The sequence below is a fragment of the Clostridiales bacterium genome (genome assembly GCA_025757645.1).
GTDB lineage: Bacteria > Bacillota > Clostridia > Oscillospirales > Oscillospiraceae > CAG-103.
On record CP107216.1, the window covers coordinates 505,283 to 525,064 of the forward strand.

At 62.7% G+C, this 19,782-nt stretch carries 20 protein-coding genes and 1 tRNA gene; 8 read left to right on the plus strand and 13 right to left on the minus strand.

Annotated elements, in window-relative coordinates; all coding sequences use genetic code 11:
* Window positions 1–60 precede the first annotated feature (60 nt).
* The 6 genes from OGM61_02415 to gpr all read right to left on the minus strand — a co-directional run bounded on the left by OGM61_02415 (window position 61) and on the right by gpr (window position 4,714).
* Window positions 61–137, minus strand: a tRNA-Met gene (locus tag OGM61_02415).
* Between the two features lie 66 nt (window positions 138–203).
* Window positions 204–653 carry a large conductance mechanosensitive channel protein MscL gene (gene mscL / locus OGM61_02420; GenBank protein ID UYI84941.1) on the minus strand — a complete coding sequence of 150 codons (450 nt, stop codon included), beginning with the start codon at window positions 651–653 and terminating at the stop codon, window positions 204–206.
* Between the two features lie 30 nt (window positions 654–683).
* Window positions 684–1,988: a serine--tRNA ligase gene (gene serS, locus OGM61_02425; protein ID UYI84942.1), complete on the minus strand. Its 1,305-nt coding sequence runs from the start codon at window positions 1,986–1,988 to the stop codon at window positions 684–686.
* A 29-nt stretch (window positions 1,989–2,017) separates the two neighbouring features.
* Entirely contained in the window at window positions 2,018–2,902 is an 885-nt protein-coding gene (locus OGM61_02430; GenBank protein UYI84943.1) for a ParB/RepB/Spo0J family partition protein, read from the minus strand.
* On the minus strand, window positions 2,895–3,710 hold the full coding sequence (locus OGM61_02435; protein ID UYI84944.1) for a ParA family protein: 816 nt from the start codon (window positions 3,708–3,710) through the stop codon (window positions 2,895–2,897). The genes OGM61_02430 and OGM61_02435 overlap by 8 nt, the downstream gene beginning before the upstream one ends.
* 146 nt (window positions 3,711–3,856) lie before the next feature.
* Window positions 3,857–4,714 (minus strand): GPR endopeptidase, encoded by an 858-nt coding sequence (gpr, locus tag OGM61_02440; GenBank protein ID UYI84945.1) that lies wholly within the window; start codon window positions 4,712–4,714, stop codon window positions 3,857–3,859.
* 187 nt (window positions 4,715–4,901) lie between these two features.
* Between gpr and rpsT the strand changes: the two genes are divergently transcribed.
* The 3 genes from rpsT to asnS all read left to right on the plus strand — a co-directional run bounded on the left by rpsT (window position 4,902) and on the right by asnS (window position 7,653).
* A complete protein-coding gene (gene rpsT / locus OGM61_02445; protein ID UYI84946.1) occupies window positions 4,902–5,165 on the plus strand; it encodes a 30S ribosomal protein S20 in 264 nt (87 codons plus the stop codon).
* A 66-nt stretch (window positions 5,166–5,231) separates the two neighbouring features.
* Window positions 5,232–6,119 carry a YegS/Rv2252/BmrU family lipid kinase gene (locus tag OGM61_02450; GenBank protein ID UYI84947.1) on the plus strand — a complete coding sequence of 296 codons (888 nt, stop codon included), beginning with the start codon at window positions 5,232–5,234 and terminating at the stop codon, window positions 6,117–6,119.
* A 139-nt stretch (window positions 6,120–6,258) separates the two neighbouring features.
* The gene (asnS, locus tag OGM61_02455; GenBank protein ID UYI84948.1) at window positions 6,259–7,653 is read left to right on the plus strand and encodes an asparagine--tRNA ligase; all 1,395 of its coding nucleotides are present in this window, start codon (window positions 6,259–6,261) and stop codon (window positions 7,651–7,653) included.
* A gap of 105 nt (window positions 7,654–7,758) precedes the next feature.
* On the opposite strand, the gene OGM61_02460 is transcribed toward asnS, so the two are convergent.
* The 6 genes from OGM61_02460 to OGM61_02485 form a co-directional block, all read right to left on the minus strand.
* On the minus strand, window positions 7,759–8,100 hold the full coding sequence (locus OGM61_02460) for a hydrogenase maturation nickel metallochaperone HypA (GenBank protein ID UYI84949.1): 342 nt from the start codon (window positions 8,098–8,100) through the stop codon (window positions 7,759–7,761).
* On the minus strand, window positions 8,100–10,784 hold the full coding sequence (locus tag OGM61_02465; protein ID UYI84950.1) for an FAD-dependent oxidoreductase: 2,685 nt from the start codon (window positions 10,782–10,784) through the stop codon (window positions 8,100–8,102). Before OGM61_02465 ends, OGM61_02460 begins: the two co-directional genes overlap by 1 nt.
* Before the next feature lie 177 nt (window positions 10,785–10,961).
* Window positions 10,962–11,228, minus strand: coding sequence for a hypothetical protein (locus OGM61_02470; protein UYI84951.1), 267 nt, complete (start codon window positions 11,226–11,228; stop codon window positions 10,962–10,964).
* Between the two features lie 17 nt (window positions 11,229–11,245).
* Window positions 11,246–11,419, minus strand: a complete 174-nt coding sequence (locus OGM61_02475) for a hypothetical protein (protein ID UYI84952.1) — start codon at window positions 11,417–11,419, stop codon at window positions 11,246–11,248.
* Between the two features lie 15 nt (window positions 11,420–11,434).
* Entirely contained in the window at window positions 11,435–13,045 is a 1,611-nt protein-coding gene (locus tag OGM61_02480; GenBank protein UYI84953.1) for a 2-hydroxyacyl-CoA dehydratase family protein, read from the minus strand.
* Between the two features lie 15 nt (window positions 13,046–13,060).
* Window positions 13,061–14,260 (minus strand): 2-hydroxyacyl-CoA dehydratase family protein, encoded by a 1,200-nt coding sequence (locus tag OGM61_02485; GenBank protein ID UYI84954.1) that lies wholly within the window; start codon window positions 14,258–14,260, stop codon window positions 13,061–13,063.
* 129 nt (window positions 14,261–14,389) lie between these two features.
* Between OGM61_02485 and OGM61_02490 the strand changes: the two genes are divergently transcribed.
* Genes OGM61_02490 through arcC form a run of 5 tightly spaced genes read left to right on the plus strand, consistent with a single transcriptional unit; the run spans window position 14,390 to window position 19,197 of the window.
* Window positions 14,390–14,671 carry a hypothetical protein gene (locus tag OGM61_02490; protein UYI84955.1) on the plus strand — a complete coding sequence of 94 codons (282 nt, stop codon included), beginning with the start codon at window positions 14,390–14,392 and terminating at the stop codon, window positions 14,669–14,671.
* 43 nt (window positions 14,672–14,714) lie between these two features.
* Window positions 14,715–15,731, plus strand: coding sequence for a putrescine carbamoyltransferase (gene ptcA / locus OGM61_02495; GenBank protein UYI84956.1), 1,017 nt, complete (start codon window positions 14,715–14,717; stop codon window positions 15,729–15,731).
* 24 nt (window positions 15,732–15,755) lie between these two features.
* Window positions 15,756–17,135: an APC family permease gene (locus OGM61_02500; protein ID UYI84957.1), complete on the plus strand. Its 1,380-nt coding sequence runs from the start codon at window positions 15,756–15,758 to the stop codon at window positions 17,133–17,135.
* A gap of 12 nt (window positions 17,136–17,147) precedes the next feature.
* Window positions 17,148–18,254 carry an agmatine deiminase gene (gene aguA / locus OGM61_02505; GenBank protein ID UYI84958.1) on the plus strand — a complete coding sequence of 369 codons (1,107 nt, stop codon included), beginning with the start codon at window positions 17,148–17,150 and terminating at the stop codon, window positions 18,252–18,254.
* A gap of 4 nt (window positions 18,255–18,258) precedes the next feature.
* A complete protein-coding gene (arcC, locus tag OGM61_02510; protein ID UYI84959.1) occupies window positions 18,259–19,197 on the plus strand; it encodes a carbamate kinase in 939 nt (312 codons plus the stop codon).
* Window positions 19,198–19,246: 49 nt separating this feature from the next.
* Here the strand turns inward: arcC and OGM61_02515 are convergent, their stop codons facing one another.
* Window positions 19,247–19,732: a TetR/AcrR family transcriptional regulator gene (locus tag OGM61_02515; protein ID UYI84960.1), complete on the minus strand. Its 486-nt coding sequence runs from the start codon at window positions 19,730–19,732 to the stop codon at window positions 19,247–19,249.
* Between the last annotated feature and the right edge of the window lie 50 nt (window positions 19,733–19,782).

Genomic DNA, 19,782 nt, shown 5'->3' on the forward strand with positions numbered 1-19,782 from the left:
CCAAAAGAAGCATAAAAAATCGAGTGTTCATAACATCAAATCCGTTATGAACACTCGATATGGTTGCGGAGACAGGATTTGAACCTGCGACCTCCGGGTTATGAGCCCGACGAGCTACCGAACTGCTCCACTCCGCGATATGAACTTGACCCTCAAGGCTCATATACTATAACATATGAGCCTTGGGTTGTCAAGTGTTATTTTTATCGCTCCGAAGCGGAAGATTCTTCCTCTTCTGCGGCGTCCAGTGTCTTGGCGGCCTCGGCGCGGCCATTTTGCAGCTTGAGCTCGGCGAGAATGTCCGCCAGCAGCTCGTCCGTGGTCGGCTTGGCCGGGGCTTCCGGTTCGGGCTCCTTTTCTTTCTTGCGGTTGAAGCGGTTGATGATCTTCACCATCCAGAACACGACGAGCGAAATACACAGGAAGTTGATGATAGACATGATCAGGTCGCCGATCGGGAACACGCCGATGTTCAGGCCGGAGAAGTCCAGCCCGCCGATGATGAGCGAGATGAGCGGATTGATGATATCGTTGACGAGCGCGGTGACGATGGCCGTGAACGCGCCGCCGACCACAACGCCGACGGCCAGGTCAATGACGTTGCCGCGTGAGATGAATACCTTGAATTCATCGAGCCAACCGGGCTTTTTCATGATGCTGCCTCCCCTGTTTTCTTTGTCGTTTCAGTGCTTGGGTACGAGGACTTCCGTGCCGCCCATGTACGAGCGCAGCACCTCGGGAATGACGACGCTGCCGTCGGGCTGCAGGTTGTTCTCGAGGAACGCGATGAGCATACGCGGCGGGGCGACGCAGGTGTTGTTGAGCGTGTGGGCGAGATAATTCTTGCCGTCCTTGCCCTTGATGCGGATGTGCAGGCGGCGGGCCTGCGCATCGCCGAGGTTCGAGCAGGAGCAGACCTCAAAGTACTTCTGCTGGCGCGGGCTCCAGGCCTCGATGTCACAGGACTTGACCTTCAGGTCGGCAAGGTCGCCGGAGCAGCACTCGAGCTGGCGCACCGGGATATCCAGGCTGCGGAAGAGCTCGACGGAGTAGCGCCAGAGCTTCTCGTACCAGTCCATGCTCTCCTCCGGGCGGCAGACGACGATCATCTCCTGCTTTTCAAACTGGTGGATGCGGTACACGCCGCGCTCCTCGATGCCGTGCGCGCCCTTTTCCTTGCGGAAGCAGGGCGAATAGGACGTCATCGTCTGCGGCAGCTGATCCTCGGTGAGGATCTGATCGATGTAGCGGCCGATCATGGAGTGCTCGCTCGTGCCGATCAGATAGAGGTCCTCGCCCTCGATCTTGTACATCATGGCGTCCATGTCCGTCTGGCTCATGACGCCCTCGACCACGTTGCCGTGGATCATGAACGGCGGGATGCAGTAGGTAAAGCCCTTGCCGATCATGAAATCGCGCGCGTAGGCCAGCACGGCCTCGTGCAGACGGGCGATGTCGCCCATGAGATAGTAAAATCCGTTGCCGGAGACGCGGCGTGCGGCGTCGAGATCAATGCCGTCGAAGCGCTCCATGATCTCCGTGTGGTACGGGATCGGGAAATCTGGCACGACGGCCTCGCCGAAGCGCTGCACCTCCACGTTGCAGCTGTCGTCCGGGCCGAGCGGCACGCTGGGGTCGATGATCTGCGGGATGGTGAGCATGATCTTGTGGATCTTGGCCTCGAGTTCCTCCTCCTGCTTTTCAAGCTCGGCCAGACGCGCCGCCTGCGCGGTGACCTGCGCCTTGACGGCCTCGGCCTCTTCAAGCTTGGAGGGATCTTTTTTCGCCTGCCCCATGAGCATGCCGATTTTTTTCGACAGGGCGTTGCGCTCAGCGCGCAGATTCGACGCCTCGTTGATGGCGGCGCGGTTGGCCTTGTCGAGCTCAATCACTTCGTCGACGAGCGGGAGCTTGGCGTCCTGAAATTTTTTGCGGATGTTTTCCCGAACGAGATCGGGGTTTTCGCGGATCAGTCGAATGTCAATCATGGTGTCTCTGTCTCCTCATTCTATGTGTATCAGTTTCTGCGGCCGATGGCCTCGAGCGCCTGCAGCAGCGCCTCGCGGTCGTCCGCGTCGTAGTATTCCAGTTCGATGCGCCCGGTCTTTCGGCCCTGCGTCATGCGCACCTTGCGGCCGAGCACCTGCTCGAGATGCCGCGCGCATTCGCCGAGATAATCCACACCGGCGGCCTTTTTTGCCGGTTTTTCCAGCGTATCCTTCAGTAATTGCGCGGCCAGCGCTTCCGCCCGGCGCACGGACAGGCCCTTTTCAATGACGGTTTTCGCCGCGGCAAGCTGCATTTCCTGGTCGCTGAGCGGCAGGAGCGCGCGCGCGTGCCCGGCGGAGAGCGTGCCGTCCTCGACGAGCTTCAGCACCGGCTCGGACAGCGCCAGCAGCCGCGTCGCGTTTGCGACGGCGGGGCGCGATTTGCCCACGCTCTGCGCCACATCGTCCTGCGTCATGCCGTAGACATCCTGCAGGGCGCGGTAGCCCTTCGCCTCTTCAATGGGATTCAGATCCTCACGCTGGAGGTTTTCGACCAGCGCCATCTCCATGGCGCGCTGCTCGTCCGCTGTCAGGATGCGCACCGGCACTTCCTTGAGCCCGGCCATGCGGCTGGCGCGCCAGCGGCGCTCGCCCGCGATGATCTGATAAAATCCGCCATCGAGCGGCCGGACCGTGATCGGCTGGATGAGCCCATACGTCCGGATGGATTCTGCGAGCATTTCCAGCGCCTCCGGGTCAAAGTGCTTGCGCGGCTGGTCGGCGCGCGGCTCGATCTTCTCGATCGGCAGCAGGTCGGGCGCTGTCTCCTCGCGTTCCGGCTGCGGGGCCGGATATTCCTCCCCGAAGAGCGCGCCGAGGCCCATGCCGAGACCCTTCTTTCCGTCTTTACCCATGTTCCACCTCCGCTGCGGCCGCCGCGGCCGCGGCCTCCGCCGCTTTTGCCGCCTTTTCCTCGCGCTTGATGAGCTCACCCGCCAGATGCAGGTACGCCCGCGCGCCCTTCGACTCTTTGTCGTAGGCGATGGCGGGTTTGCGGTGGCTCGGCGCCTCGGACAGGCGCACGTTGCGCGGGATCATGGTCTTGTAGACCTTTTTGCCGAAGAATTTGCGCACCTCGTTCACGACCTGATCGGACAGCTTCGTGCGGCCGTCGTACATGGTCATGACGATGCCCTGCACCGTCAGTTCCGGATTCAGGCGCTTGTTGCACATTTTGATGCTGCGCATGAGGTCGGCAATGCCCTCGAGCGCGTAATATTCGCACTGCACCGGGATAAGTACGCTGTCGGCCGCGACGAGCGCGTTGATCGTCAGCAGCTCGAGCGACGGCGGACAGTCGATGAGGATGAAGTCGTAATCGTCCTGCACCGCGGCGAGCGCAGTTTTCATGATGTATTCCCGCTGCTCGGAGCTCACGAGCTCCACAGAGCAGCCGGAGAGATTCATATTTGCTGGCAGCACGTCGCCGTATTTCGTGCTGCGGATGCAGTCGGCTGCGGCTGCGCCGTTCATCAGCATGTCGTAGCAGTTGGGCGTCGCGGTTTTGTCCACGCCCATGCCGGAGGTGCTGTTGCCCTGTGGGTCGCAGTCGACGAGGAGCACGCGCCGCCCGCGCTTTTTGAGCGCGCAGGTCAGATTCACGCACGTGGTCGTCTTGCCGACTCCGCCTTTCTGGTTGGCGACGGCAATGATTTTGCCCATGGTTTGCCTCCTGAATCGTGTTTGCAGCTATTATAACAGCGTGCGGCCGCGTTTTCAACCGCTTGGAGGCGCTGCGGCAAATTTTTGTGATGTTTCACGTGAAACAATGCGAAATCCGGCGGGCGTGTTTCACGTGAAACATTGCCTCAGGACAGGAACATATCCACGTCGCCGATGGTCAGCCCGTCGTGCAGCGCGAGATTGATGCCGTAGCCGATGAGTTTGGCCGCATCACGCACTACGGTGTCGATATCGCGCGGTGTGACGAACATCTGCTCTGCGCGGGGGTCGTCCGAAAAGCCGCCGGCGTCAATGACGGTCGGCAGGCCGATGGCCGCGACCGGAATGCCGAGCGTGTCGCGGCTGAGACCGGCGCGGTCATTGCCGACGCCGCTGCCGGGCGTGATGCCGGTGTCCGTGAGCTGGACGGTGCGGCCGAGGCGGTCGAGCTCCGCGCAGGCGAGTGCGTCTACGGCGATGATGGCGTCCGGGCGTAGGTGGGCCGCGAGCGCGCGGATCATATCGGCGGATTCCACGCCCGTCGTGCCGAGCACGCCGGCCGCGAGCGCGGCCACGGGGCGGAACTGTCCGAAATGCTCCGGCAGCTGCTCGCGCAGGTGGCGCGTGACCATGACGCTGTCGATCGCGTCCGGGCCGACGGCGTCGGGCGTGATCGCCCGGTTGCCGAGACCGACAACGAGCACGGAGGCGTCCGGCATCAGCGGCAGCACGCCGCGCAGCAGCTCAGCGAGCGTCTGCGCCGCGTTTTCAAACGCATCGTCCTCGCGCCGCAGCAGCGGGTCGAGCGCGAGGGTGTAGTAGTCGCCAATCGGTTTACATAATGCATTTTCGCCGGCGGCGTCGAGCACGTGCACCTCGGTCACGGAAAAGCCGCGGCGGTTCGTCTCCTCGGCGCGCACGCCGGGCAGTTCCGTGACGGCGGCTGCGCTGCGGTGGATGGCTTCGGCCTCGACGGCGAGGTCGGTGCGGGGAAAATTCGGCATAACAGACTCCTTTCTGACGCCACATCTTGTGGCTCACTGGAAGCGTTGCCACAAATGGATACATTTATAATGAAAATCGAAAAAAGTGCTTGCAATTTGAAGGGTTTGATGATATCATCAACACTTGCAGAACATTGCACGGTCATACCCATGACTGAATTTTATAGGAGGAGGTGGCGATTGAGAAATGCCGAACATCAAGTCCGCAATGAAGAGAGACGAAAAGTCCAAGCTGCAGAATCTGAAAAACAAGGCTGAGAAATCCGCCCTGAAGACCAACCTGAAGAAGTTTGATGCGGCTGTTGCCGAAGGCAACCGTGACGCAGCCGTCAGTACCTATAAAGTTGCTGTCCAGGCTGTTGACCGCGCGGCCGGCAAGGGTCTGATTCACAAGAACAACGCAGCGCACAAGAAGTCTGCGATGGCTCAGAAAATGAACGAGCTTGGCTGATCCACAGAATCTCGGGGGCATGGCAGTTTGCCATGCCCTTTTTGCTACCCCGACAGGAGGCTGATTATGAAAAAACGTATGATGCTGATCATCAACCCCATGGCCGGACGCAGCGGCTACAAGACCGGCTTCGGCGAGGTGATGAACATTCTCGACAGCGGCGGATACCTGACGACGGTGTACTTCACGCAGGGCCGCGGCGACGCGACCGTGTTTGCCGCGCAGCACGCGGCGGAGTATGACACCGTGGCCTGCATCGGCGGCGACGGCACGCTCAGCGAGGTCGTCTCGGGCCTGATGCAGGTGCCGAACCCGCCCCCGCTGGGCTATATCCCGATGGGCACGACGAACGATGTGGCCTCGACGCTTGGCCTGCCGAAAAACGCGACGGACGCGGCCCTGCGCATCGTGACCGGCACGCCGACGGCGTTTGATGTCGGCAGCTTCGGCGAGCAGAGCTTTTTCACCTACGTCGCGGCGTTCGGCGCGTTCACGGCCGTGAGTTATGAGACGCCGCAGAACGAAAAGCAGGCGCTCGGCCACCTGGCCTACGTGCTCGAGGCGATGGGCCGGCTCAACGCCATCGACCATTACTGCGCGCACGTGGAGTACGACGGCGGCACGGTCGACGGCGACTTCATCTTCGGCGGCGTGTCGAACTCGACCTCCGTGGCCGGCATGGTGCGCCTGCGCAAGGACCTCGTGAGCCTGGGCGACGGCCTGTTCGAGACGCTGCTCATCCGCCGTCCGAAGCAGTTCGGCGACCTGAGCCGCATCATCACGGGCGTGCTCAACCAGTATTACGACAACGAGAACGTCATCCTCGTGCAGTCGAAGAATTTGCGCTTCACATTTGAAGAGCCCGTGGCCTGGACGCGCGACGGCGAGGCCGGCGGCGTGACGACGGACGTGACGCTGCGCAACAACCACGCTGCGATCCACATCATCGCATAACAGCGAATCTCTGAGCAAAACCGGCGGGAAATCCGCCGGTTTTGTGTTTGTGCGCGCAAGAAGCGGTTGAAAAACACGCGCATTGTGCGTATAATAAGGAAGTTATCTCTCAAAATCCATCGGAAACGAGGCTGATGATATGAAAAGACAGCACATCGCCGGCATCTATGCATCCCCGGAGACCTTCGGCGGCCAGACCATGACCGTCTGCGGCTGGGCGCGCACGATCCGCGACATGAAGAATTTCGGCTTTATCGAGCTCAACGACGGCAGCTGCTTCAAGAGCCTGCAGGTCGTGCTCGAGCGCGGCAAGCTCGAAAATTACGACGAGATCGCCCGCCAGAACGTCGGCGCGGCGTTCATCGTGCACGGCGAGCTCGTGCTCACGCCGGACGCCAAGCAGCCGTTTGAACTCAAGGCCGACAGCGTCACGGTCGAGGGCGTGTCCGCGCCGGACTATCCGCTGCAGAAAAAGCGCCACAGCGTGGAGTTCCTGCGCACGATCCAGCATCTGCGTCCGCGCACGAACCTCTTCAGCGCGACGTTCCGCGTCCGCAGCGTGGCCGCGCAGGCGGTGCACACGTTCTTCCAGGACCGCGGCTTCGTCTACGTCCAGACCCCGATCATCACGGGCTCTGACTGTGAGGGCGCGGGCGAGATGTTCCGCGTCACGACGCTCGACCTCGACAATCTTCCGCGCACGGCGGACGGTAAGGTCGATTTCTCCAAGGATTTCTTCGGCAAGAGCACGAACCTGACCGTGTCCGGCCAGCTCAACGCCGAGAACTTCGCGCTCGCCTTTGGCGACGTGTACACCTTCGGCCCGACGTTCCGCGCCGAGAACTCCAACACCCAGCGCCACGCCGCCGAGTTCTGGATGATCGAGCCGGAGATGGCGTTTGCCGACCTCGACGACGATCTCGAGTGCATGGAGGCGATGGTGAAGTTCATCATCAACACCGTGCTCGAAAAGTGCCCGCAGGAGATGGAATTTTTCAATTCCTTCGTGGACAAGGGCCTGCTCGAGCGCTTGCGCAACGTGGTGGACAACGATTTCGGCCGCATCACGTATACCGACGCTGTGAAGCTGCTCAAAGACTCCGGCCACAAGTTCGACTACCCCGTTGAGTGGGGCATCGACCTGCAGACGGAGCACGAGCGCTACCTGACCGAGCAGGTGTTCAACAAGCCCGTGTTCGTCACGGATTATCCGAAGGAGATCAAGGCGTTTTACATGCGCATGAACGACGACGGCAAGACTGTCGCCGCGGCGGACTGCCTTGTGCCGGGCATCGGCGAGATCATCGGCGGCAGCCAACGCGAGGAGCGGCTCGACCTGCTCACCAAGCGCATGCAGGAGCTTGGCCTGCGCGAGGAAGACTACTGGTGGTATCTTGATCTGCGCCGCTACGGCAGCTGCCGCCACGCCGGCTTCGGTCTCGGCTTTGAGCGCATGGTCATGTACCTGACCGGCGTGAGCAACATCCGCGATGTGGAGCTGCACCCGCGCACGGTCGGCAACGCGGACTTCTGATTTCGATTTGTGCATGAAGGATGCCCCCGGAAGCGATCTGCTTCCGGGGGCATTTTGCGGCCCAAACAGGCCCCCGCGGGTGCGGGGGCCTGCTTGCATATGGGGTCAGTACGCCTCGATCTCCTGAATGGTCATGTCGCGGCCGGAGAGGGGCATGAGCTTTTTTCCGCCGCAGTCCGGGCAGGAGAGGTCCTCAACGTCGGCGACGAACTCCGCCCCGCAGTCGAGACAGCGGGCGCGGCCAGCCTCCGTCTCGACGCGCAGGGGCACGCCGTCATACTCCGTGCCGTCGGTCACGGCGACCCAGCAGTCGGTGAGAAAGCGCGGGACAACGCCCGAGAGCGTCCCGACGCGGACCGTGATGCTGCGCACGCCCTCGAGCGCCTGCTCGCGGGAGATATCGCGCACCATTTTGAGCATCGCGTCGCACAGTGCCAGCTCGTGCATTACTTGCTGACCGCCTTTTTCACGATGCTGCCCGCGCGCTTGACGACGCCCTCGGCGACCTTGATCGGCATGGTCTCATACGAGCCCGCGTGCCAGTCGCGCACCTTCTTGAGGTGGATGGCATCGAACTTGCACTTCGTGGTGCACAGGCCGCAGCCGATGCACAGGTAGCTGTCCACCTTCGTTGCGCCGCAGCCGAGGCAGCGGGCGCACTCCCTGCGCACCTGCTCTTCCGTGAACGTGACGCGCGCGTCGGAGAAGGTCTTGGCCTTGGCGGCGTTGTAGCCCGGCATCTGGCGGTGATCTTTATCGAAATCGGCCGTCTCGATGAGCACGTGCTCCTTGTCGAGCGCCTTGTAGACTCTGCGGTCGCGGCCGGCGGTGAGCGTCTGGCCGGGGTGCACATAGCGGTGCAGGCTGATGGCGGCCTCCTTGCCGGCGGCAATGGCGTCGATGGCAAACTTCGGGCCGGTGTAGCAGTCGCCGCCGACGAAAATGTCCGGCTGCGCGGTCTGATAGGTCAGCGCGTCGGCCTCGGCCGTGCCCTTCTTCGTCGTCGTGAGCGCGCCGGTATCGAGCGTGCCCCAGTCGACCGTCTGGCCGATGGCGCCGATGACGGAATCGACCGCGAGCGTCTCGAATTCGCCCGTGCCGACGGGCTTGCGGCGGCCCTTCTCGTCCGGCTCGCCGAGCACCATGCGCTCCACACGGATGCCCGTGACCTTGCCGTCCGTGCCGAGGATCTCGACCGGGGCGGTCAGGAAGCGGAACTGCACGCCCTCTTCCATCGCCTCTTTGACCTCCTCGGGGTCGGCGGGCAGCTCGGCTTCGCTGCGGCGGTAGAGCACGTACGTCTCGTCTGCGCCGAGGCGCACCGCGCTGCGGCAGACGTCCATGGCCACGTTGCCGCCGCCGATGACGGCACAGCGCTTGCCGATATGCGTCTCGTGGCCGAGGTTCACGGCGCGCAGGAAGTCCACGCCGCCGTAGACGCCATCAAGCTCCTCGCCCGGGATGCGGAGCTTGGCCGACTTCTGCGCGCCGATGGCAACGTAGAAGCCCTTGTAGCCCTGCGCGCGCAGCTGCTCGATGGTGATGTCCCTGCCGACCTCAACGCCGCATTGGAACTCGACGCCCATCTCGCGCAGGATGTCGATCTCGGCGTTGAGCACGTCTTTTTCCAGCCGGAAGCTCGGGATGCCGAGCGTGAGCATACCGCCGGGCACCGGGTTGCGGTCGAACACGGTCACGGGGTAGCCCTTGTTGGCGAGGTAGTAGGCACAGCTCATGCCGGCAGGGCCGGCGCCGATGACGGCGATCTTCTCCGTGTACGGGCGGCCGATCTGGTTGAGCAGCTTCGGCACGTAGCGCGTGGCCTCGTGCAGGTCGTGGTCGGCGATGAAGCGCTTGACCTCGTCGATGGCGACGGCCTCGTCCACGTCGCCGCGGGTGCACTCGGCCTCGCAGCGCTTGTTGCAGATGCGGCCGCAGACGGCCGGGAACGGGTTTTCTTTCTTGATGAGTTCGAGCGCGTCCGTGTAGCGGCCCTGCGCGGCGAGCTTCAGGTAGCCCTGCACGGGGATGTGCGCCGGGCAGGCGGTCTTGCACGGGGCGGTGCCGGTGGGCACGACGTCCTCGTGGTCCTCGCGGTAGTTCGGGTCCCACGTGCGCTTCGGATGCAGGGTCTCGGAGAGCTTGACGTAGTCCGGCTTCTGTGTCAGGTCCTCGGTCGAGCAGAGCTTCTGGCCGAGCTTGAGCGCGTTGCCGGGGCAGGTCTCCACGCACTGGCCGCAGGCGACGCACTTGGCCTCGTCCACCTCGGCAACGTAGTTGGAGCGGATCGCGTCGCGCGCGCCGTACATCAGGCCCACGCGCAGGCCGAAGCAGGCGCAGGCGCAGCAGTTGCAGATGGCCGCGCTCTCGCCCGGCTCTTCGATGTTGACCATGTCGTGCATGAGGCCGTTTTCCTCGGCGCGCTTGATAATTTCGAGCGCCTGCTCGCGTGTGATCTCCTTGGCGCGGCCGGAGCGGATGTAGTGCTCGGCGCCCTTGCCCATTTGGATGCACATGTCCTCATCGAGGTGGCCGCAGCCGTCGCCGATGCTCGTGCGCGATGCGCGGCAGGAGCACGGGGACACGGAGAAGCGGTCGTACTTGTCCAGATAGTGCGAGATGCGCTCAAATTCGTTCACGCCGGGAATGCCCTCGAGCGCGCTCTCGACCGGGATGACGCGCATGAGGCCGTAGCCGTCGGGGATCATGGCGCCCATGTTCGCCGCGAGGTTGCGGGTGTATTCCTCGAACGCGCGGCCGACCTCCGGATGCGTGTCGAGCAGCTCCTTCTGGTTGACCATCATCTCGAGGATGCCGGGCGCGAAGATCTGCATGTAATACGTGTCCTCGCCGAGCGTCTCGTTGTGCGAGCGGCGGAAGATGCCGTAGTACACGAGGTTGTCGAGCAGAGGCTGCACCTCCTGCACGGTCTTGCCGACCTTCCTGGCCAGGTAGGCCGCGGTGCGCTCCTTGCGCAGGCCAGCCGCGATGGCGACATCCGCTTCCTCGTCGGTCAGGATGCCTGCCATGCAGTAGTATTCGGGCGCGTTTTCGTCGATCCTGGTCGTGATGCCGGTGACGCCCCCAATGATCTTCGCCAGCTTCACGATCTTCGGTCTGAGTTGTGCCATGGTCTCTCCTCCTTCATGTTGTTGCGCTGAGATTGTCACTACTATAACATATGCATGCGCGCAGGGAAACGAAATTTCCCATTTTCGGCGATATGCAACAAGCGTCGCGCAAATGTGCCGAAATCTGCGCAAAAAAGCAGGCCCTCGCGGGTGCGGGGGCCTGCTGCGGTGCGCGTGTCAGAACTTGACGAAGCCGGTGGTCGTGCCCATCGGGTAGCCGAGCGTCCACTCCTGCCTGCCGCACTGGGGGCAGACCTCGCCGCGGGCTTTGAGCTCGTCGATAAAAGCCTCGGCGCGCATGATGTACATATTCGTCTTGCGCACGTAGCGGCAGTGCCCGCAGAAGACCACATAGGTCGCAAAGCTGTCATACACGCCGCGGGCGCGGTTTTCCTTTTCCTCGGCGGTCAGCGGCCGGGGGTTGACATTATGATTGACTGCCATGGTTTGCTCCTCCCCTGTCAGATCTGGTGCTCGCGCTTGACGCTGTCATAGTGTTTGTTCAAAAACGGCACGACGACGGAGCGCATGAGCTTCATGTCGAGGTTATAGTAATAGATCACGAACAGCACGGCCAGCGCGCCGCCGGTGATGCCAAAAGCTCGGAACAGGAACTGCGCAAATTTGCATTTCATATCGGTGGACCTCCTTTACCAGCCCATGCTGTCGTCAAAGTCGAGCAGCGACGGATCGACCGGCTCCTCGTGCATGACGTTGATCATGTATTCGTTGACGGTGCGGCGCGCCTCGGCCGGAGAGACGATGCGGTGATCCATCAGCGAGTGCGGCATCCACACCGTGTGGAAGCGCTCGTCATGCTTGCGGATCTCCTCCTCGATCAGACCCTGCGCACCGGCCATGCCCTTGCAGCCGATGTCGTCGTACATGATGATCATGTCGCAGTTGAACTTCTCCGCCGTCTCCCACATCTGCATCAGGTGGCGGTTGCCGCCGACGGTGTGCGTGCGCATCGGGGTGCGGGCGTGCCAGTCGGCCACGTCGCTCATCATGATGTCGCGGTCCTCGGTGTCGACGATGTTGTGGCCGGTGAGCGAATCCATGTTGATCAGGCACAGGATGCCCCAGCAGTTATACAGCCACTGCACGCCGTGTGCGTAATACGTCGAGCCGCAGCTCCAGGCGATGGCGCGGTGGCGCGTGAGCGGGAAGGTGTCGATGTTCTTGCGCACACATTTATCAAAGATGCGCATGAGCTTGTGCGAGGCCTTGAGGAAGTACTCGTTGCCGCCCTGCTGGTAGAAGTAGATGCGAAACAGCCCCTGGCACACGGGGTTGAGCGCGCCGTTGTTCGTCTTGGCATAGACGTCCCAGCGCTCGGTCTCCTCGCGGTTGAACTGGTTGGTGTTTTCGATGTGCTGGATGAACGTGTCCCAGTTGAACGGCTGGTGGAACTGCTCTTCGAGGAAGTGGATGGCGTCGTACACCTCGTGCACGCCGAGCTCCTTGCAGGTCGGGTCGTCATACATGAGCGGCGTCGTGAACGGGTGCACGGCCTTCTTGCCGTCGCTTGAGAGCGCGCGGTACATAGCGACGTTGTCCATCATGTTCGCGTCGCAGGGGTTGTTCGTCGTGAGCCAGCAGTTGCCGATATCGGGGTACTCGCCCTCGACGGCGACGCCGGTCTCCACGAGCGGCAGCGTGCACATATCGCCCGGGATGCCGCAGCTGACAGCCTGGTCGACGTAGTACGAGCCGAGGTTCTTGTTCAAAATCGGCACCATGAATGCCGCGTGCTGCTGGATGTTGATGCCGTAGTAGCCGGGGAAGCCGTAGATGATGTGCTTCGGCAGCGTGTAGTCAAAGGCGATCGTGCGCTCGGTCCACTTGTTCTCGCCGAAGCGGCGGTCGGCGCGGATCTCGCGCCAGAGCGTCGTGATGGAGTCGGACACCATGCAGTCGATGGCCGTCAGGTCGGCGCGCAGGACCATGCCGCGGTCACCCTCGATCCATTTGTCGACCATCATCGGCGTGGCCAGATACGCGCTCAGCCAGCGATACTTCCAGAAGGCGCGGATCATGCGCACCGGGTCGCGGCCGATGAGCCCGGCCATCTTGCCCCAGGTCTGCAGCCAGCGGGCGAAGGCATAGGCCGTGTCCTTCACGCCGCGCCACTCGCGGTGGAAGTAGAAGTTCGTGCCCTCGATGTACAGGTCGCCAAGATAATGGCACTCGTTGTCACCCCGCAGGAAGTGGCCGAGCGTGCCGTATTCTTCTTTGAGCGTGCGTTTGCGTTTCCACATAGCTGAACCCCTCCCTTATTGCTGCGCCTGGATCTTCTTGATCTCCAGCGACTCGATGAACGCCTGGAACCGGGTGCGCAGCTGGCCGGAGGCGGCGCTCGTGTAATCCTTCTCGATCTGGCACACGGGGATGCTGCGCGGCAGCTCATAGCCCTCGTAGAACCACATGCCGTCCTGCGCGCGCTCGTAGCCCCAGTATTCGCAGAACTTCATGTTCTCGACGATGATGCCGTCGGCGCGGTATTTCTCCGCGAGATCGAAGATGTATTTCTTGCGCGCGATGATGTTCTCGGGGCCCATGGCGCGCGGGCACTGGTTGCGCCACATATAGTAGTCGGCGATGGACTGCAAAACGTCCTTGCCCTCCTCGAGCGGGATCTCCTCGCGGCCGGGCATCGAGCCGAAGCAGTAGCGGTCGGCCACGACCATGCCGCCGGCCATCTCGAGCATTTTCGTGAACTCGGGGTCGTCGATCTCGCTGCCGGCAATGAGGATGCGCGCGCGGTACCACGGCTTCGGGTCGGGCTGGCGTTCGCGCAGCTCCTGCAGCGTCTCGCGCAGGTACGGCAGGATGAGGTCCTTCGGGCACGTGAGCGTGCACAGCTGGATGACGTGGAACTCATACCCCGTGATGACCGGGTTGTCCGCCATGCGCATGGCGTTCATCTCCGTGATGATGCGGCACACTTCGTTGAACTGCTCGACGGCCTTGCGCAGCTTTTCCTCCGAGAAGTCCACGCCGTAGACCTTTTCGAGCGGCTGGATGATCTTCTGCTCGATCTGGCGGCGGTAGTAGCCCGCGTGCCACTCGGTCTTGCGCAGCGGCATGTCGAGATACGTGCAGAAGAACTTGTCGTTCGGGATCAGCTCGCAGTATTCAAAATACTGCTCCATGCGGTTCATCGTCGTGCAGCACTCCTGCCCGATGAGCGCGGAGATAAAGTTGTAGCCGCCCTCAAACGCACGCTCGAGGATGCTCTTGGAGTACGGGCACGAGCGGTTGGTCATGTAGTAGGTGGCCATGTCGGGGTTCGTGCAGTTCGGCGCGCGCAGGCGCACGCCAAAGCAGTTGTCCGTGTCCAGCAAAACCTCCGGTATGTACGAACAGTTCCATGCCAGCGCCAGCCGCCCATCCTTGCAGGCGTCCTGAACCAGGTCGTTGTTTGCCTGCTGCAGCAGGTTCTCAAAATAGATCAGATGCTTCAGGTCTCTCATTCGCGCATTCCCTCCTTCGATGCACAAATTCCGCGCCAACGATGAAAATTCGACATTTTGCACAAGCGCAGAACGTTAACACACATTTATTATAGAACTTTGCCTGAATCATGTCAATATGTGTAACAAGTGATTATTAACGGACATTTCGCTTTTTTCTGCCTGAAAAGCGGAAAAGCTGCAGGAAAGCGCTTGTCAAAAGCAAGACAAAGTGATAACATAAATTTATATATGCAAAAAAATTGCCGGGAAAACCGGCGTTTTTCAATGAAAAAACAACGCGGCACGCCCGCAGAAGCCGAGGCTTCTGCGGGCGTGTTTTTTGTTCGGCGAAAAAACGGCACCGATCGTGCCGCGAAAACGGAAAATTCGTCCGGCGCGCATATCCGTACGCAAATCCGCCGACAATAACCGGGAAGCAAATCCCGTAAACTGCGGCTTTGGAGGAATGGATATGTACAAAAAAGATTTTATTGACACCAACGATTTCACAAAACAGGAACTGCTGGACATCATCGACCTGTCGCTCGCCATCAAGCGCGCCATCCGCCGGGGTTATTATCCCCCGCTGATGAAAAATATGAACCTCGGCATGATCTTTCAGCAGTCGAGCACCCGCACGCGCGTGTCGTTCGAGACGGCCATGAGCCAGCTCGGCGGCCACGCGCAGTATCTCGGCCCTGGCATGATCCAGCTCGGCGGCCACGAGACCATCGGCGACACGGGCAAGGTGCTCTCGCGCCTGGTCGACGTGGTCATGGCCCGCGTCATCGAGCACAAGACGATCGTTGAGCTCGCCGATGCGTGCACGATCCCGGTCATCAACGGCATGAGCGACTATAACCACCCCACGCAGGAGATCGGCGACCTGTGCACCATCAAGGAAAACCTGCCCGAGGGCAATCGGCTGGAGGACTGCAAGGTCGTCTTCGTCGGCGACGGAACGCAGGTGTGCGCGTCCCTCGGCTTCATCACCACGAAGCTCGGCATGCACTTTGTGCACTACGGCCCGGAGGGCCACCAGCTGAACGCCGACCACAAGCGCATTCTGGAGGCCAACTGCAAGCTCTCCGGCGGCAGCTGGGCCGTCACGGACGAGCGCGACGCCGTGCGCGGCGCGGACTTTATCTATACTGACGTCTGGTACGGCCTGTATGAAAACGAGATGCCGAAGGAAGAGCGCGTGCGCGTCTTTGCCGACTACCAGGTCAACCGCGAGCTCATGCAGCTCGGCGCGCTCGGCTGCAAGTTCCTGCACTGTCTGCCTGCTACGCGCGGCGAGGACGTGACCGACGAGGTCGCCGACTCCGCCGCCTCCCTCTGCTGGGAGCAGGCCGGCAACCGCCTGACGGCCATGCGCGGCCTGCTGGTGTATTTCACGCGCTGCCGCCGCGTCCCGACGGAGCTGGAGCTTGCCGCGGCGCAGGAGGAGCTCGACACCTTCCTCGACGCGCGGCTCGGCGGCTGCTGACCGGCTGCCAAAGGAGCAGACACCATGGAAGAACGAAAAAAATTCCGCCTTGCGGACGTCGTCCTCTCTGTCATCTGCGTCGTGTTCGTGGCGGAGGCGGCGGCGCCCGTCGCCTCCATCGGCAACAGCCAGTATTTCTGGTGGGTGTTCATGATGATCGCCTTCCTGCTGCCGTACGGCATGATCTCGTCCGAGCTCGGCACGACGTATACCGGCGACGGCGGGCTCTATGACTGGATCAACAAGGCGTTCCCGCGCTCGAAGTGGGGCGCGCGCGCCTCGTGGTACTACTGGATCAACTTTCCGCTGTGGATGGCCTCGCTCGCCGTCGTGTGCCCGGAGCTGCTCGGCGTGCTCACAGGGCTGCAGTTCGGGTGGCTGGCAAAGCTGCTCATCGAGCTCGCCTTCATCTGGATCGTCACGTGGATCGCATTTTACCCTGTGTGCGACAGCATCCTCATCCTCAACATCAGCGCCGCCATCAAAATGGTCCTCGCGCTGACGGTCGGCGTGCTCGGCATCGTCTACGTCGTGAAAAACGGCTTTGTCAACGACATGGCCTTCCGCACGTTCCTGCCGGGGTTTGACCTGCACAGCCTGTCGTATATCTCGGTCATCATCTTCAACTTCCTGGGCTTCGAGGTCGTGTGCACGTATGCCGACAATATGCGCGACCCCAAGCGCCAGATCCCGCAGGCCGTCGTCACCGGCGGCATCGTCATCGCGCTCATCTACCTGTTTTCGGCCTTCGGCATCGGCGCGGCCATCCCCACGCACGAGATCAGCGAGGACTCGGGCCTCATCGACGCCGTCTCGCTCATGACCGGCCGCACGAGCGGCTGGTTCGTCGGCGCGGTGGCGCTGCTGTTTCTCATTACCCTGTTCGGCAACATGATCTCGTGGTCCATGGGCGTGAACTCCACGGCGGCCTACGCCGCCGAAAACGGCGACATGCCCGCGATCTTTGCAAAGCGCTGGGCGAAAAACGACATGCCCATCGGCTCCGCGCTCACGAGCGGCATCGTGGCGAGCGTCGTGTGCATCCTCGGCATCATCATCGAGCTGCTCTCGCCGGATTCGTCCCTGTTCTGGAGCTTTTTTGCGCTCAACCTCGTCATGCTCCTGCTGAGCTATGCGCCCGTGTTCCCGGCGTTTTTGCGCCTGCGGGAGATCGACCCCGATTCCGAGCGGCCGTTTCGCGTGCCGGGCGGGCACGGGATGCTGCGCGTGCTGGCCTATGTGCCCATGGCGCTCATCCTCATCTCGATCTTCTTCACGGCGGTGCCGCTGTCGTTCGATACGGACACGCTCTCGTACTATCTGCCGATCACGATCGGGTCGATCCTCAGCATCGTCATCGGCGAAATTCTCATCGCGGCGCGTGCGCGCCGGCATCATTCTTAGGAGGAAAACGTTATGGCAAAACGAATCACCGGTTCTACGCCGAAGCTCGACGGCTACCGGATGCCTGCGGAGTTTGAGCCGCAGGCCGGCGTCTGGATGCTCTGGCCGGAGCGCAACGACAACTGGCGCGACGGCGCCAAGCCCGCGCAGAAAGCCTTTCTGGACGTGGCCACGGCCATTTTGCAGTTTGAACCCGTGACGGTCTGCGTCTCCCCGGCGCAGTACCAGAATGCGCGCGAGCGCCTGCCGCGCGCCGTGCGCGTCGTCGAGATGGCGAGCAACGACGCCTGGATCCGCGACTGCGGGCCGACGTTTCTCGTCAACGGCAACGGCGGCGTGCGCGCCGTGGACTGGACGTTCAACGCCTGGGGCGGGCTGGTCGACGGGCTCTATTTCCCGTGGGATCTCGACGATCAGGTCGCGCAGAAGGTCTGCGAGATCGAGCGCGTCGATTCCTACCGCACCGAGGGCTTCGTGCTCGAGGGCGGCTCCATCCACGTCGACGGTGAGGGCACCGTGCTCACGACCGAGATGTGCCTGCTGTCCGAGGGGCGCAACCCCGACATGGACCGCGGCGCCATCGAGCGCATGCTCTGCGACTATCTCGGCTGCGAGAAGGTGCTCTGGCTGCGCGACGGCATCGACCCCGAGGAGACCAACGGCCACATCGACGACGTGGCCTGCTTCATCCGCCCGGGCGAGGTCGCCTGCATCTGGACGGACGACCCGCAAAACCCGTTCTATCAGCCGGCGCGCGACGCGTACGACACGCTCTCGCAGGCGACGGACGCCAAAGGCCGCAAACTGAAGGTGCACAAGCTCTGCCTGACGCAGCAGCCCTGCCTGCTGCAGGGCGCGGCGACGATCGACGCCGTGGAGGGCACGATCCCGCGCGAGGATGGCGAGGTCGCCATCGCGTCGTATATGAACTTCCTCATCGTCAACGGCGGCGTTATCCTGCCGCAGTACGGCGACGCGAACGACGCGCTCGCCGTGCAGCAGGTGCAGGCCATGTTCCCCGACCGCCGCGTGGTCGGCGTGCAGACGCGCGAGGTCGCGTTCGGCGGCGGGAACATCCACTGCATCACGCAGCAGCAGCCCGCGCCGCAGCACAGGTGACGCCATGGCCAGAATCGTCATTGCTCTCGGCGGCAACGCGCTCGGCAGCACGCCGGCGGAGCAGCGCGAACGCGTGGCCGCCGCGTGCCCGGCGCTCGTCGGGCTCATCCATCAGGGCCACGAGATCATCATCAGCCACGGCAACGGCCCGCAGGTCGGCATGATCCAGGCGGCGTTCGACACCGCCGCGAAAACGAACCCCAAGGTCGCGCCCATGCCGCTGCCGGAGTGCACGGCCATGAGCCAGGGCTATATCGGCTACCACCTGCAGCAGGGCATGCGCCGCACGCTGCGCGCCAATGGTATGCCCTGGCAGGTGGCGACGGTCGTCACGCAGGTCGTCGTCGACCCGGACGACCCCGCGTTCGGCGAGCCGACAAAGCCCATCGGCGCGTTTTACGATGAGGCCGCCGCGGAGCAGATGATGCGTGATGATCCGTCCCTGCGTATGCGGGAGGACTCCGGCCGCGGCTGGCGGCGCGTTGTCGCCTCGCCGAAGCCGGTGGATATTGCCGAGCGGCGCTCGATTCTGAACCTGCTCGACAGTGAGTATATCGTCATCGCCTGCGGCGGCGGCGGTGTGCCCGTCGTGCGCGACGCGCACGGGGACTACTACGGCGTGGACGCCGTCATCGACAAGGACTTTGCTTCCGCGTGCCTGGCCGAAGCCGTCGGCGCGGACTATCTGTTCATCCTCACGGCGGTCGACCACGTCTGCCTGAACTTCGGCACGCCGGAGCAGCGGGCGCTCGACGAGCTGCACGTGGATGAGGCGGAGACCTACCTGCGCGCCGGGCAGTTCGGCGCCGGCTCCATGCAGCCGAAGGTGGCCGCGGCCGTGCAGTTCGTGCGCAGCGGCTGGCGGCGGCGCGCCGTCATCGCCTCGCTCGAGCAGGCCCCGGCCGCCATGCGCGGCGAGAGCGGCACACGCATCGTGCCGTAAAAGCAAACAGAAACCCGGCCTTTCCCAGTGCGGGAAAGGCCGGGTTTTCTCAGCCGGGCAGCTCCAGGATCGCCATCTCGATGAAGGCGCTCGTGAGCTTTTGCACCATTTGATCATCCGTCTCCGTCTTGCCGTGCTCGACCCAGACGGTCAGCACACCGATCATGGACGACGTGATGATGGCGACGAAATAATCAAACCGCGCGGGATCGTCCGCCATCGGCCGCAGCGCCTGGATCAGGCCGGAGCTGCGGCGCAGACTGTCGAACAAAATGTCCGTCCGGTGGATCTGCACGAGCGCCTCGAGCACCGCGCTGTTGCGAAACCAGTACTGAAATACCGCCTTGGCCAGGCTGCCGCGCTGCTCGGGCGGCAGGGTGTTGTACTCGCTGAACACGGCCTGAAACCCGCGGTCGCACAGCAGCGCCAGCACGTCCTCGAGGCAGTCGAAGTTGCGGTAAAACGTCGAGCGGCTCACCGTCGAGGCGCGCTGCACGTCCGTGATCGTGATGCGCGCGAACGGTTTTTCTTTCATGCAGGCCAAAAGGCCCGCGCAAATAAGCTCCGTAGACGCCCGCGCGCGTT